This window comes from Actinoplanes sp. NPDC049598, assembly GCF_040675435.1.
Classification (GTDB): Bacteria; Actinomycetota; Actinomycetes; order Mycobacteriales; family Micromonosporaceae; genus Actinoplanes.
This window is the reverse complement of the sequence record NZ_JBFAOX010000014.1, coordinates 194,893-208,770: the sequence shown is the minus strand read 5'-3', so window position 1 is coordinate 208,770 and position 13,878 is coordinate 194,893. Positions and strand designations below refer to the sequence as shown.

The 13,878-nt window shown below is 71.0% G+C and carries 11 protein-coding genes; 1 reads left to right on the top strand and 10 read right to left on the bottom strand.

The genetic code is table 11. The annotated features are described in order from the left end of the window. Nucleotides 1–58: 58 nt before the first annotated feature. The 10 genes from AB0J66_RS30005 to AB0J66_RS29960 form a co-directional block, all read right to left on the bottom strand. Nucleotides 59–2,257, bottom strand: a complete 2,199-nt coding sequence (locus AB0J66_RS30005) for an EAL domain-containing protein (RefSeq protein WP_364667562.1) — start codon at nt 2,255–2,257, stop codon at nt 59–61. A 172-nt stretch (nt 2,258–2,429) separates the two neighbouring features. Next, on the bottom strand, nt 2,430–3,635 hold the full coding sequence (locus tag AB0J66_RS30000; RefSeq protein WP_364667560.1) for an alpha/beta fold hydrolase: 1,206 nt from the start codon (nt 3,633–3,635) through the stop codon (nt 2,430–2,432). Between the two features lie 76 nt (nt 3,636–3,711). Then, nucleotides 3,712–5,655, bottom strand: a complete 1,944-nt coding sequence (locus AB0J66_RS29995) for a translation factor GTPase family protein (protein WP_364667557.1) — start codon at nt 5,653–5,655, stop codon at nt 3,712–3,714. 177 nt (nt 5,656–5,832) lie between these two features. Next, nucleotides 5,833–6,780, bottom strand: coding sequence for an aldo/keto reductase (locus AB0J66_RS29990; protein ID WP_364667554.1), 948 nt, complete (start codon nt 6,778–6,780; stop codon nt 5,833–5,835). After that, nucleotides 6,777–7,811: an NAD-dependent epimerase/dehydratase family protein gene (locus AB0J66_RS29985; RefSeq protein ID WP_364667551.1), complete on the bottom strand. Its 1,035-nt coding sequence runs from the start codon at nt 7,809–7,811 to the stop codon at nt 6,777–6,779. Before AB0J66_RS29985 ends, AB0J66_RS29990 begins: the two co-directional genes overlap by 4 nt. After that, nucleotides 7,808–8,164, bottom strand: coding sequence for a tautomerase family protein (locus AB0J66_RS29980; protein WP_364667549.1), 357 nt, complete (start codon nt 8,162–8,164; stop codon nt 7,808–7,810). The genes AB0J66_RS29985 and AB0J66_RS29980 overlap by 4 nt, the downstream gene beginning before the upstream one ends. A gap of 10 nt (nt 8,165–8,174) precedes the next feature. Next, nucleotides 8,175–8,957: a carbohydrate ABC transporter permease gene (locus tag AB0J66_RS29975; protein WP_364667546.1), complete on the bottom strand. Its 783-nt coding sequence runs from the start codon at nt 8,955–8,957 to the stop codon at nt 8,175–8,177. An 11-nt stretch (nt 8,958–8,968) separates the two neighbouring features. Further along, nucleotides 8,969–9,898, bottom strand: a complete 930-nt coding sequence (locus AB0J66_RS29970; RefSeq protein ID WP_364667543.1) for a sugar ABC transporter permease — start codon at nt 9,896–9,898, stop codon at nt 8,969–8,971. After that, nucleotides 9,895–11,271 carry an ABC transporter substrate-binding protein gene (locus AB0J66_RS29965; RefSeq protein ID WP_364667540.1) on the bottom strand — a complete coding sequence of 459 codons (1,377 nt, stop codon included), beginning with the start codon at nt 11,269–11,271 and terminating at the stop codon, nt 9,895–9,897. Before AB0J66_RS29965 ends, AB0J66_RS29970 begins: the two co-directional genes overlap by 4 nt. A gap of 166 nt (nt 11,272–11,437) precedes the next feature. Next, nucleotides 11,438–12,550 carry a LacI family DNA-binding transcriptional regulator gene (locus AB0J66_RS29960; RefSeq protein ID WP_364667537.1) on the bottom strand — a complete coding sequence of 371 codons (1,113 nt, stop codon included), beginning with the start codon at nt 12,548–12,550 and terminating at the stop codon, nt 11,438–11,440. A 109-nt stretch (nt 12,551–12,659) separates the two neighbouring features. Between AB0J66_RS29960 and AB0J66_RS29955 the strand changes: the two genes are divergently transcribed. Further along, entirely contained in the window at nt 12,660–13,865 is a 1,206-nt protein-coding gene (locus AB0J66_RS29955) for an endo-1,4-beta-xylanase (RefSeq protein WP_364667534.1), read from the top strand. The last annotated feature ends 13 nt before the right edge of the window (nt 13,866–13,878 follow it).

The window sequence follows — 13,878 nt, the reverse complement described above, 5'->3', positions numbered from 1 at the left end:
AGGAGCGGCGCTGCGGGAATGGGTGGCGCTGAGGGAATGAGTGGCGCTGGGCGGGGAATCAGGCGGCGGGCTGGGCGATCGCGCCGGCGGTGAGCAGGCGTTCGATGACGGCCGGGTCGGACGGGCGGCCGAAGAGGAAGCCCTGGCCGTAATCGCAGCCGAGGTCCTGCAGGGTGGCCCACTGGTCGTCGGTCTCGATGCCCTCGGCCACCGTGCTCATCTGCAGCGCCTGGCCCAGGCTGACCACCGCGTCGACCAGGGCTTTGTCCTCGGGGTCGGTGGCGATCTGGGTGACGAAGGCCCGGTCGATCTTGAGGATGTCGACGGGGAGGCGCTTGAGGTAGTTCAGCGACGAATAGCCGGTGCCGAAGTCGTCGATGGCCAGGCGGACGCCGAGCCGGCGCAGGGACTGCAGGATCTCGGCGGCGGCGTCGATGTCCTGCAGCAGCACCGACTCGGTGAGTTCGAGGGTGAGGCAGCCGGGGTCGATGCCGGCGTCGGTGATGGCCGCGCGGACGTCGTCGACGAGGCCCGCGTACTGGAACTGGCGGGCCGACAGGTTGACGTTCATCCGCAGCCCGGGCCGGCCCCACGCGGCCAGCTGCTGGCAGGCCTGGCGCAGCACCCACCGGCCCAGCGGGACGATCAGGCCGCTCTCCTCGGCGTTGTCGATGAAGTGCTGCGGGCCGAGCAGGCCGTGCTCGGGGTGCTGCCAGCGGGCCAGCGCCTCGACGCCGGTCAGGCGCTGCGTGGGCATGTCGACGACCGGCTGGTAGAGGACGAAGAACTGGTCCTCGGCCAGGCCCCGCTCCATGTCCTGGCGCAGTTGGGCCTCGTTCACCACGCTGGCGTACATGGCCTCGTCGAACCGGGCGTACGCGTTGCGGCTGAGCCGTTTCGCCGCGTACATGGCCAGGTCGGCGTTGCGCAGCAGCTCGTCGCCGGTGAGGCCGTGGCCGTCGGCGACCCCGATGCTGGCCGTGCAGCGCAGGTCGCGGCCGGCCACCCGGACCGGCTGGCGCAGCTCGTGCAGCAGCCGCTCGGCCAGCACGCCGGCGTCGCGGTCGTCCAGGTTGTCGATGAGCACGGCGAACTCGTCCCCGCCGAGGCGGGCCAGGGTGTCGCCGGGGCGGACGTTCTCCCGCAGCCGGGCCGCGAGCGTGGTGAGCAGCTCGTCGCCGGCGCTGTGCCCGAGGTTGTCGTTGACGTCCTTGAAGTCGTCCAGGTCGATGAGCAGGACCGTCACCTCGGCCTCGCGGCGGGAGGTGGCGTGCTGCAGGCGGTCGCGGAACAGCGCCCGGTTGGACAGCCCGGTCAGCGAGTCGGTGAACGCCTGCCGGCTGAGCTGCTCCTCGAGGGCCTTGCGGGCGCCGACGTCGCGCACGCTGAGCACGACCGCCTCCAGGTCGCGGTCGTGCAGGCAGTTGGTGCCGATGGCGTCCAGCACGGCCCACGACCCGTCGGCCCGGCGCAGCCGGATCTCGAGCTCGGCCGTCGAGCCGGGGGCGGAGGCCCGCAGCGCCGCCATCCAGCTGCGCAGGCGGGGCAGGTCGTCGGGATGGGCCAGCGAGGCGAGCAGCGTGCTCGTCACGTCCGAGGGCGCGTGGCCCAGAACGGTGCGGATCGAGGGCGTGACGTAGCGGACCCCGCCGTCCGGCCCGATGGCGACGACCACCTCGGGCGAGTTCTGCAGCAGCGCCCCGGTGCGCCGTTCGGCCGCCCGCCGCCGCTCGTCGAGCCGCCGGCGGTTGTGCGCGATGATCGTGCTGATCAGCACCACGCAGGCTGTCACCGCCACCAGCCCGATGACCATCACCGTGCTGGTGCCCGGGTGCCCGCCCAGCAGCGCGCCGAAACCGGCCAGGGCCAGCACACCCAGCCCGGCCACGACACGAGCGGAGAACAGCGCGGTGGCCAGGATGACGATCAACATCGCGTACGGCAGATAGAAGACGACGCCGTACGGGTCGAAGTAGGCCAGCGCGGCCAGGACAGGCAGTTCGACGACCCACCACAGGATCAGAGCGGAGCGTACGCGGGGATGCCGCACCCACCGCCGCCACGGCAGGCCCACCAGGGTGCCCTGGGCCAGACCGGCCACCACCAGCGGCACCGCCCACCAGCGCCGGTCCGCCTCCCAGGCGTACGACACCTCGGCCGCACCCAGCAGCGTGGCGAGCATGGCGATGAGCGAACCCACCCGGATCTGGCGAGTCCAGTAGTCAGCCTCGAGGTCGTCGAGGCGCTGATGCGGCATGGGTGTCCCATCGGCAGGCGTGGCTGCGAGTTGAGGCTGTGCTGGCTGGCTCCGCTTCGCTCCGCTGGCGATTTGCCCCGGGAGGCCAGTGAGTTCGGGCCCGGTTTTCCAACGCCGCACACCCCGCGGCGTCGAAAAACCGGGCCCGAACTCATTGACGGGCAAATCGCGGTCAGCGGTGGGAGCGGAGCCAGCCGCGGATGTCGGTGACGACCTGGTGGTCGGGGTCGCCGAACTCGGGGACGAACTTGCGGGTGATGTTCATGGTGTGGGCCATGCCCGGGTAGATGATGATCTTGTGGTCCTTGTTGCCGGCCGCGGCGACGGCGGCGTCGGCGGTCAGCGCCACCCGGGCCGGGGTCTGCAGGTCGTTCTCGCCGTTGAGCAGCAGGGTGGGGCCGGTGAAGCGGGGCAGGGCCTCGGTCACGGTCGGGAAGCGGGCGATGTCGTCGACGTAGTCCCGCAGGTCCTCCAGGCCCGGGACGTCCGGGTAGTTGTCGATGCCGGTGGCCTGGCGCAGCACCCGGCCGGCCTCGGCGTCGATCGCGATCTGCCCGTCGTGGTCGGTGTCGGTGCTCGCCTTCACCTTGCGGCCGTCGAGCAGGACCGGGCGGATCTGGTCGGCGATCTCCTTGGGCTGCCCGATCAGGCCGTCGGCCGCCTCGGTGGCGGTCAGCCGCCCGTCGGCGTCGACGTCGAACTCGTCGTGCATCTGCAGCAGCAGCCGGCCGAACAGCTGCAGGGTCAGCAGTTCCTTGATGTCCTGCCCGACGACGCCCATCGCGATGACGCCGGCCGGCTTGGGGATGCCGTACGCCTTCGGGTCGGCGGCCAGGTTGGCGGCCACGTTCGTGCCCTCGCTGTGGCCCAGCAGGAAGATCTTCGAGGCGTCGACGCGCGGGGAGGCGGCGCCGAATCGGATGGCCGCGGCGGCGTCGCGCTGGATCCGGGCGTACGGGTTCTTGGGGTTGAGCTGTGCGGGGTCGGTGCTCTCGACCGGGCCGACGCCGGTCACGCCCCGCTTGTTGAAGCGCAGGGTCGCGAAGCCCTCCCGGGACGCGGCCTGGGCCAGCGGGACGAACGTCGCGCCCTTGCCCTCGGGCAGCGTCTGGTTCATGTCGTTGTGCCCGCTGCCGTGCAGCATGACGACCAGCGGCAGGCGGCCCTTGGCCCCGCGCGGGTAGGTCAGCTCGGCCTGGGTGACCCAGCCCTGGCCGAAGTCGATCCGGACCGGCTCGCGGACGATGCCGGCCCAGCCCACCTGCTGCGCGGCGGCGGTGGCGGGCGGCTCGGCGTGGGCGACTCCCACGCCGCCGGCCAGCACGGCGGCGGCGGTCAGGGCGACCGCCAGACGGCGGTGGTTCTTCGTCGTTGTCATAGGCAAAACGCTATTGATCGCGGCCGGTGGCATCGATCCTGGTAGCTGGCCGATATCAGGTACAGCAGGCTGTACCTCAGCGCGGGACGGCCCGGAACCACTCCTGGCGGTCGGCCGGGTCGGGGCCGCGTCGCTGCAGCGTGGGCGGGTGGCCGGCGGTGACCGGCGCGTAGTGGTCGAAGTGGGTGGTCAGGACGGCCTCGCCGCCGGTGAGGTCGGGCAGGGCGGCGACCACGTCGGGGACGCGGGACGACGGAACGGTGCCGCTGACCTCCAGGTAGCCGCCGGCCGTGGTGGTGTCGTCGAGGACCGCGCCGAGCCGGCCCAGGAGGGCGGCCACCGCGTCGAACGTCTCGCGGGGCAGGTTCACGTCGAAGCGTTCGATCGGCTGGCAGACCCGGGTGCCGGCCCGGTCCAGCGCGGAGGCCACCACGACCGGGGCCAGGTTGCGGAAGTCGGCGGCCACGCTCGAGATCGACTTGTCGAACTTCTGGTGCGGCCGGCTCTGCCGCGGCCAGTACTGCGAGGACGTCATGGTGACCACGCAGTCGGTGACCGGCCAGCCGTGGCGGCCCTGGCGCAGGGCGGCCCGGACGCCCTCCTCGGTGGCCGCGACGAAGGCCGGCGTCAGGCGGCCGGGCTCGATGCCGGGGCGGACCTCGATGCCGTGCCCGGCCGGGGCGGCCTCGATGCGCAGACCGATGCCGGCCAGGTACGGGTTGCCGCGTTCCTTGATCCGCTCCTCGGCCGCGCCGGTCCCGGCGACCCGCTCGATGCAGGCGGTCAGGGTTCCCGAGAACCGGGCCCGGACGCCGTACCGCTGTTCCAGCAGCGCGGCGATGACCTCCTTCTGGACCTCGCCGTGTAGGCGGATCACCGCCTGCGCCTCGTGCTCGTCGAGCCGCAGGTCGACCAGCGGGTCCTCGTCGGCCAGCTCGGCCAGGCCGGCGAACAGGGCCAGCCGCTGGGCCGGGTCCACCGCCTCGACCAGCGCCTGCCGGGTCGCCGGGGGGAAGCGGTAGAGGTGCCGCCGCGGCGGGTCGCCGACGTGCTGGCCGATGCGGGCCGGCAGCCCGCGCACGGCCGCGATCTGCCCGGCCGACGCCGACGGCCGTACCCGCACCCCGTCGGGCTCGCTGACGGCGATCTGGGTGATCCGCTGGGGCCGGTCCCCGGCCAGCTGCACCCGGTCCCGTACGCGCAATTGCCCGGACCACAACCGCAGCCAGGCCCGCCGGCCGTGGTCGTCGCGGTCGACGGCGAACACCGTGCCCGCCAGCGGGCCGTCGCCCCGGCCGCCGCGGGGCAGCAGGTCTTGCAGGATCGCCCGCAGTTGCGGGACACCGGCCCCGGTGATGGCCGAGCCGCAGGCGACCAGGGAGAGCCGGTTGCCGCGCACCGCGTGCCGGACCGCCCGGCGGACGTGCCGCACGCCGACCGGTTCACCGGTCAGCCACCGCGTGGCCAGGGCGTCGTCGACTTCGGCCACCGTCTCCACGACCGGCTCGGCGTCGAGGGCGAGGGAGCGCACCCGGCCGGGCTCGCCGACCGTGGTCAGCACGAGCGGGCGGGCCGCGAGCCGTTCCCGCAGCTGGGTCACGACGCGGTCGACGTCGGCTCCGGCGCGGTCCACCTTGTTGACGAAGAACATCGTCGGCACGCCGATGCGGCGCAGCGCCCGCCAGATGGCGACGGTCTGCGGCTGCACGCCCTCGACGGCCGATACCACCAGGACGGCGGCGTCGAGCACGGCCAGGGAGCGCTCGACCTCCGCGATGAAATCGGGGTGGCCGGGCGTGTCGAGCAGGTTGACGGTGAGGTCGCCGAGCCGGATCGAGGTGACGGCGGCCCGGATGGTGATGCCGCGCCGGCGCTCGAGCTCCATCGAGTCGGTGCGGGTGGTGCCGGCGTCGACGCTGCCGGGCCGGTCGACCGCGCCCGCCTCGAAGAGCAGGCGCTCGGTCAGGCTGGTCTTGCCGGCGTCAACATGGGCGACGATTCCGAGATTGAGCAATGCCAAAGCAGGTCTCCACGGTAGGACGGTTCAGGGTCCGGGGCGTGGAAGCTGCTCGCATTGTCACTCCTGTTCGTGGTCGGGCCACCACCGTCGCACGGCGGGTGACGGCCGTGCCACTGGTTTTCGCCGGCCCTCTCCTCCGGGCCACGGCTCCAGTGTGGCGCGGAGGAGAGGGAGCTCTCAACTGGGCGGATCCAGCCAGAGGGCGGCCGGCGGCACGTACGACTCGAGCTCGGCCCAGAGGTCGTCCGGGATGTCGATCTCGGCCAGGGCCAGGGTCTCGGCCACCCGCTGGGGCGACGAGACGCCGACGACCGTCGAGTCGACGAACGCGGCGTGCAGGGAGAACTGCAGCGCCGCGGCGGCCAGCGGGATGCCGGCCCGGTCGGCCGCGGCCGTCATGGCCTGGGCGGCCCGCGCGATGGCGTCGTCGCGCTCGCCATACGCGTACCTCGTCTGTGCCTTCGGCCCCTTGGCCAGCATGCCGCCGCCGTAGGGGGCCGCGTTGAGCACGCCGAAGCCCTGCTCGTGGGCGGTCCGGAAGAGGTTCTCGGCCGAGCGGTCGAGCAGCGTGTACCGGTTGTGGGTCAGCACCACCTCGAAGACGCCGGTGTCCAGGTATTGCCGCATGAGGGCGACCGGGCCGCCGGCCACGCCGAGGTGGGAGACAAGTCCTTCGCGTTTGAGATCGGCCAGGGCCTCGACGGCGCCGCCGGGCGCGGTCGCCTCGGCGAAGGAGATGCGCTCCGGGTCGTGCAGGTGCAGCAGGTCGATGTGGTCGAGGCCGAGCCGGTCCAGGCTCTCGGTCAGCGACTGCCGCACCCGGGTCCCGGAGAAGTCGCCGGTACGGGGGTCCGGGTCGACCTTGGTGGCCAGGACCGTGCCCGATGGCAGCCCGCCCCGGCGGCGCAGGGCCTCACCGATCCGGCGTTCGGCGGCGCCGTCGTCGCCGTAGCCGTTGGACGTGTCGATGAAGTTGATCAGTGGGTGGGCCAGGACCGCGTCGACCGTGTCCACGGCCCGATCCGTGGGCACCTCGTACCCGTACAGGAAGGGCATGTTGGCCAGGGGGCTGGTGCCGACGCAGATCTCGCTGACCCGCAGGCCGGTGCGGCCGAGGTCAGTCATGATGCGGCCTGGAAGACGTCACGGGCCCGATGGTAGGCGCCGACGATGCGGGCCAGCACGGCCTCGTCGCCGGCGTCGCCGCGGGTCGACTCCGGGTGGTCCCGCCGCCAGGCCACCATCCGGGTGGCGGCCCGGTGGAAGGTCAGCCTGGGGGCGAAGCCGGGCACGAACGTACGGATCTTGGTGGTGTCGAAGACGGCGCTGTGCCCGATGTCGCCGACCATCTCGCCCGACCAGAACCAGTCCGGCGCGATCAGCGGGTACATCTCGGAGGCGACGTGCACGAGCCGCGGGGTGACGCCGAGCGCCTCGGCCACGATGGTGTAGATCTGGTCCCAGGTGTAGACGTCGGAGCCGGTGATGTTGAAGGTCTCACCGAGGGCCCGCGGGTTGCCCAGCAGCCCGACGAGCCCCTGCGCGAAGTCCTCGGCGTGGGTGAGCGTCCACAGCGAGGTGCCGTCGCCGTGGACCGGGATCTCCTCGCCGCGCAGCAGGCGGTCGATCACCGCCCAGCCACCGGGCAGCGGCGGGTTGGCGTCGTCGTAGGTGTGCGACGGGCGCACGATCGTCATCGGGAAGCCCGTCTGGACGTACGCGTCCTGGAGCGCCCGTTCGGCCCGCCACTTGGCGGTCGCGTAGTCGAGGTGGGGGTTGGGGCCGACCGGGGTGGACTCGGTGATCGGTACCTGGCGGACCGGCTTGGCGTAGATCGATCCGGAGCTGATGTGCACGTACTGCCGGGTCCGGGGGCCGAAGAGAGCCACCATGCGGCGGACGTCGTCCTCGTCGTACGACAGGAAGTTGACCACCGCGTCGAAGCGGCGGTCGCCGAGCGCCGGCTCCAGGTCGGCGATGTCGGCGACCAGCGACTCCACCCCGTCCGGGAGCACTCGTTGCCGGCTGTTGCGGCCGCGGTTGACCACGGTGACGCGCATGCCGGTGGCCAGCGCGAGGCGTACGCAGGAGGCGCTGATGGTGCCGGTGCCGCCGAGGAAGAGCACGCTGAGCGCGGCCGAGTCGTGGTTCGTCATTTGCCCGCGTACCAATCCTCGAAGCCGTTCTCGGTCAGGCTGATCAGCACGTCCTCGGCCCGGATGCCGAGCGGTACGAGCCGTTCGACCACCGCCTCGAAGAACGCCCGCTTCGTGGTGACGGGATACATGTGGACGGCGGTCACGCGAATCACCAGCAGACGGCGACGGTCCACATTGTTGTAACCGGGGTCGAACTTGAGCTCGCCGGCGTCGTGCGGCTGGAAGATCTGGAAGCGGTCGTCGGCCGGGATGCCGAGCGCGGCGATCTGCGCGTCGTGGATGGCCTCGCCGATGGCCTCGTGGGACTTCTCGAACACCTCGCGGTCGAGGTGCACCTGGATCAATGGCACGAAGGTGTCCTTACTTGATGGCGCCGGCCGAGAGGCCGCGCTCGAACAGACGCTGCAGGCTGAGGTACGCGATGACCTCGGGGATGGCGGTGATGACGGCCGCGGCCAGGATCTTGGTCTGGTCGTTGCTGAACTCGCCCACGAAGAACTGCGGGACGAGGGTGATCGTCTGGAGGTCGGGCGACTGCAGGAAGACCAGCGGCATGAGGTAGTCGTTCCAGGCCGCGACCAAGGTGAAGATGATGACCGCGGCCGCGATGGGCCGGGTCAGCGGGATGACGAGATAGCGGAAGCCGCGCCACGAGTTGGCCCCGTCGACCCGGGCCGCTTCGAACAGCTCGTTGGGCAGCCCGTTGATGAAGTTGCGGGTCAGCAGCACGGCGAACGGCACCTGCAGCGCCGCCAGGGGCAGGATCACCGCCCAGTACGTGTCGTAGAGGCCGAGCTTGGTGTCGGTGACGAACAACGGCGCCAGCAGCACCACCTCGGGCAGGGTGAGGCAGGCCAGCAGCAGCCAGAAGTAGACCTCGCGGCCGCGGATGTGCAGCTTGGAGAAGCCGAACGCGGCCATCATCGTGACCACGTAGACCAGCACGATGACGGCGGCCGCGATGATCAGGCTGTTGCCGAAGAACCGGGCGAAGCCGGGGACCCGTAGCACCGCCCCGAAGTTCTTGGCCGCTCCCTCGCCGGCGAAGGCGCCCTTGACCATGACGATCAGCGGGAACAGGAACGGCAGGATCAGGATCGTCGCCACGATCTGGAGCAGGACCCGGCCGGTTCTCGTGCGCACTTCGAAAAGCATCAGGACCCCGCTTTCCGTTCCCGCCCCGCGTACTGCAGGACGAGCGCCATGATCAGCGCGACCACGAGCAGGATGATCGAGAGCGCGGCGCCGTACCCGACGTGGTTGAGCGGGATCGTCTGGCGGTAGATGTAGGTGCCGAGGAACTCGGTCGCGTTGTTCGGGCCGCCGATGGTCACCAGGTACGGCACGTCGAAGGTCTTGAGGGCGCCGATCGCGCCCAGGATGCCCAGCGCGACCGTGGTGCCGCGCATCTCGGGCCAGATGATGCTGACCAGGGTGCGCAGATTGCCGGCGCCGTCCATCCGGGCCGCCTCCAGCACCGATGGATCGATCTGGGTCATCGCCGCGTAGTAGAGGACGAACGTGACGCCGGTCCACTCCCAGATGGTGATGAACATGATCACCGGCAGCGCGGTGCTGGTCTGGCCGATCCAGGGCTGGGCCAGCGAGCCCAGGCCGACGTGCTGGAGCAGCCAGTTCAGCTCGCCGTCGGGGGCGAACAGGTGCCGGAAGACCGGCGCCATGATCGACGGGGCCAGCACGACCGGGATGAACACGATCACCTTGTAGATCCCGGCCAGGCGCAGCTTGGCGTGCATCAGCACGGCCAGCACCAGCCCGAGCGCCGTCTGGACGACGAAGGTGACCACGAAGAACACCACTGTGTGCCGGACCGCCGCCCAGAACACCGGGTCCTGAAAGACCCGGGTGTAGTTCTGCGCGCCGAGGTGCTGCGGGTCCGGGCTGATGCCGTCCCAGTTCAAGGTCGAGATGTACGCGGTGTAGCCGATCCCGTAGTAGATGAGGCCGACGCTGAGCACGAGCGCGGGCAGGATCCACGGCAGTCCGGGTGGCCGCCTGAGCCCGGACTTGCGGGCCGGCACGGACGGCGCGACCGTGGGCCGGGCCTCGGTCAGGCTGGTCATTTGAAGGTCACTCCGGCCGCCTCGGCCGCCTGCTGCAGCGTGCCGGCCGCCTGCTGCGGGGTCGCCTTGCCGGTGGCCACCGAGGTCGCCGCGGCCAGGATGCCGTTCTGCACGTCGGCGTTGAGCAGCGCCTCACGGGGTTCGGTGATCGCGCCGGCCTGCTCGATGAGCTTCTCCACCGGGTTTTTCTGAACAGCCGGGTCGACCAGCTGGATGCTGCCGAAATCGGGCTCGACGCCCTTGAGGGCGGGCAGGTCGTTCAGCTGGTCGGCGATCGCCTGCTGGCCTTGTTTGGAGGTGGTCATCCACTTCACGAAGGTCTCGGCGGCCGGCTTCATCTTGGACTTGGTCGAGATGGCCAGGCCGAAGTCGGCGTCGCCGTACATCCCGCTGGTGTTGCCGGCCCCGGCCACGTCGGGGAAGGCGACCGGGACGATCGGGAACGGCTTGGCCCCGCTGACCCCGGCCGCGCCGAGGGCCGCGGTCATCGCCTTGGTCGTCGCGTACTGCGTGTACCAGGTGCCCATCATGACCATGGCGTACTTGCCGGTCAGGAAGTCATTGTTGGCGTCCGGGTACTGCTGGTAGCCGACCGCGCCCTCCTGCATGATCCCGGAGTCGAACAGGTCCTTCCAGATGGCGAGGGTCTTGACGATGCCCGGGTCGGTCCACTTGGCGTCACCGGTCGACACCTTGGTCCACAGGCCGGGCTGGACGGAGTTGGCGATCGACTGCAGCGTGTCCTGGTCGAAGCCCTCCTGCGCGGCGCCCTGCACGAAGCAGCCGACCTTGTTCTGCTTGAGCGTGGCGCAGACGTTCTTCCACTCGGCGAGGGTCTTCGGCGGCGTCAGGTCGTACTTCTTGAAGATGTCGGCGTTGGCCCACAGCATGCCGGCGTAGACGGAGCCCACCGGCATCGCGGTGAGCTTGTTGTCGGCGGTCAGGCCGCTGATGCCGATCGGGGCGAGTTTGGTCTTCCAGTCGGCGCCGAGCGCGTCCTGGGCCAGGGCCGTCTGGTCCTCGGCGAACGACTTGAACTGCGAGACGTACGCCCCGGGCTGCATGTCGAACACGTCCGGGCCCTTGCCCGAGGCGAGGGCCGGCCGCAGCGCCGCGACCCAGTCCGAGATGTTGACCAGCTTGTAGTTGACCTTGATGTCCGGGAACTGCTTGTTGAAGGCGCTGATGTAGGTCTCGGCGGTCGCGTTGTCGGTCGGGGTCCAGCCCCACCAGTTGACGGTGCCGGAGGTGGCGCTGCCGTTCCCGGCCTGGTCGTCGCCGGAGCCGCCACACGCCACCAGGGCGGAGACGGCGAGCGCGGCGACGGCGGCGACGGAGAGCGGCCGGAGACGGGACGGGGGCAGGAGTCGCATGAACCCTCCACTGAACTAGGAGCGGCGCGAAAGTTTCTGGCCGACGAGGGGCGCGCTGAAGGCAGGCGTCATCGGCGTGGGATGCAGGGCTTCACCTGCGGAGAAGGGGCGTTCGGCGGTGCTCGGCCGAGACTAGGACGCGCGAAACTTGTGCGTCAAGCTTTCTTTATTTCCTGGAAACTTTCGCGTCAGCAGCGGGTGCGGCGGCAGCGGCCGCGGCAACAGCGAGCGCAGTGGCAGCGGTGGGTGCGGCGGCGGATGCTGCAGGCGCCGCAGTGCTTGCCCGGACGACCAGGGACGTGTCGATGTCGATGCGGCTGAAGGCGAGCTCCGGCTCGTCGGCGAGCTGCAGCACCAGCTGGACGGCCTGATCGGCCATGGCCGCCAGCGGCACCCGCACAGTGGTCATGGCCGGGCCGGCCCAGCGGGCGATGTGCAGATCGTCGTAGCCGACCACGGAAAGATCACCCGGGATGGTCAGGCCGGCCGAGCGGGCCGCCTCGTAGACGCCCAGCGCGTACACGTCGGAGGAGGCGAAGATGGCGGTCGGGCGATCGGGCAGCCCGAGCAGGTGCAGGCCCTGGGCCAGGCCGTCGGCGTGGTGGAACTCGCCCGGGCGGACCAGCTCGTTCTCGACCGGCAGGCCGGCCGCGTCGAGGGCGGCCCGGTAGCCGGAGAGGCGGGCGGTCGAGGCCATCATGTCGGGCGGGCCGGTGATGATGCCGATGCGCCGGTGGCCCAGCTCGATGAGATGGCGGGTGGCCTGGAAGCCGCCGTTCCAGTCGGCCGAGCCGACCGACGGGACACCGGGGACCGGATCGCCGGCCGGGTCGATCGCGACCAGCGGGATGGAGCGCGAGCGCAGCCGCTGCAGGTCGGTTTCGTCCAGCGACGCGGCGACCAGCACGACGCCGACCGGCTGGCGGCGGACCACGTCCTCGACCCACTCCTCGTACGGCTGCTGGCGCTCGGTGGCGCTGGTCAGCACCATGCCGACCCGCCGCTGCCGGGCCGCCTGCTCGATGCCGGCCAGCACCTCGCCCGCGAACGGGCTGTCGATCTCGTAGCAGAGGACCTCGAGCAGCGGCGCCGCCGGCCGTTTGGCGGCGCGGTGACGGTAATCCTGGTCCTGCAGCAGGGCCTCGATGCGGGCCCGGGTCTCGCCCGAGACGCCGGCCCGCCCGTTGAGGACCTTGGAGACGGTGGAGACCGTGACGCCCGCGAGCGACGCGACCTCGGCCAGCGTCGCTCGGGACCGGTCGGCGGGCTCGCTGGGCATGCGCATCACCCTATCTATCGGTCTTGACCGTGCCGTACGGCCGCTCCTATGCTCCCGACCGAACGACAGTTTCGCAATGAACCGCGAAAAGTTTCTCCGGAGGTGACCGATGTACGAGCACAGGATCGGCGAGACGACCGTCATCGTCCGCGACGCCGCCGGCCGGCCACGGCCCGACCAGGTCGTCACCGTCCGGCAGCTGCGCCACGCCTTCTCGTTCGGCAACATCGGCTTCGACTTCGTCGAGCTGGTCGGCGGACCCGGTGACTCCTCAGCCGGCGTCGAGAGCTTCGGCGGGGCGGCCGGGCTCGACCTCGAGACGCTGGCCGAAGAGTTCACCACCCTGTTCAACACCGCGACGCTGCCCTTCTACTGGGGCGGCTACGAGCCACGGCGGGGTCACCCCGACCGTACGCGCCTGACCGCGACCGCCCGCTGGCTCACCGAGCGGGGCGTGACCGTCAAGGGCCACCCACTGGTGTGGCACACGGTGCAACCCGATTGGCTCCTCGGGTTGCCCGCCGCCGAGACCGAACGGCTGCTGCGGGAGCGGATCCGCGAGCTCGCGGGCGGCTTCGCCGGCCTGATCGACACGTGGGACGCGATCAACGAAGCGGTGATCATGCCGGTCTTCGCCAACGGCGACAACGCCATCACCCCGCTGGCCTGGGCGAAGGGCCGGATCGCGATGGTCCGGCTGGCTTTCTCCGAGGCGCGGGCGGCCAACCCCGGCGCCACCCTGCTGATCAACGACTTCGACCTGAGCTCGGCCTACGAATGCCTCATCGAGGGGGTCCTCGAGGCGGGTGTACGGATCGACGCGATCGGGCTGCAGACCCACATGCACCAGGGATATCGCGGCGAGGAGTACATGGGGCGGATGCTCGACCGCTTCGCCCGGTACGGCCTGCCGCTGCACCTGACCGAGAGCACGCTGGTCTCCGGTCACCTGATGCCGCAAGAGATCGAGGACCTGAACGACTACCAAGTCCCGTCCTGGCCCAGCACCGAGGAAGGTGAGGCCCGGCAGGCCGATGAAATCGTCCGGCACTACCGGTCGCTGGTCGCCCATCCGGCGGTCGCCGCCATCAACTACTGGGGCATCACCGACAACGGCGCCTGGCTGGGCGCGCCGGTCGGGCTCCTCCGGGCCGACGGCAGCCGCAAACCCTCGTACGGCGCCCTGGAGTCTTTGATCAAGGGGGAGTGGTGGCTGGCGCCGACCGAGATGCGCACCGACGGGACCGGCGCGATCCGCGTCCGGGGCTTCCGCGGCGAGTACGACGTGGACGGCACCCCCTTCACCATCGCCTGAGCCCGGCTGACGT

Excerpts from the sequence above, each read along its gene's own strand:
- AB0J66_RS29990 (WP_364667554.1), bottom strand. The coding sequence starts at position 6,780 with ATGACTGACCTCGGCCGCACCGGCCTGCGGGTCAGCGAGATCTGCGTC.
- AB0J66_RS30000 (WP_364667560.1), bottom strand. The coding sequence starts at position 3,635 with ATGACAACGACGAAGAACCACCGCCGTCTGGCGGTCGCCCTGACCGCC.
- AB0J66_RS29965 (WP_364667540.1), bottom strand. The coding sequence starts at position 11,271 with ATGCGACTCCTGCCCCCGTCCCGTCTCCGGCCGCTCTCCGTCGCCGCC.
- AB0J66_RS30005 (WP_364667562.1), bottom strand. The coding sequence starts at position 2,257 with ATGCCGCATCAGCGCCTCGACGACCTCGAGGCTGACTACTGGACTCGC.
- AB0J66_RS29970 (WP_364667543.1), bottom strand. The coding sequence starts at position 9,898 with ATGACCAGCCTGACCGAGGCCCGGCCCACGGTCGCGCCGTCCGTGCCG.
- AB0J66_RS29960 (WP_364667537.1), bottom strand. The coding sequence starts at position 12,550 with ATGCCCAGCGAGCCCGCCGACCGGTCCCGAGCGACGCTGGCCGAGGTC.
- AB0J66_RS29985 (WP_364667551.1), bottom strand. The coding sequence starts at position 7,811 with ATGACGAACCACGACTCGGCCGCGCTCAGCGTGCTCTTCCTCGGCGGC.
- AB0J66_RS29955 (WP_364667534.1), top strand. The coding sequence starts at position 12,660 with ATGTACGAGCACAGGATCGGCGAGACGACCGTCATCGTCCGCGACGCC.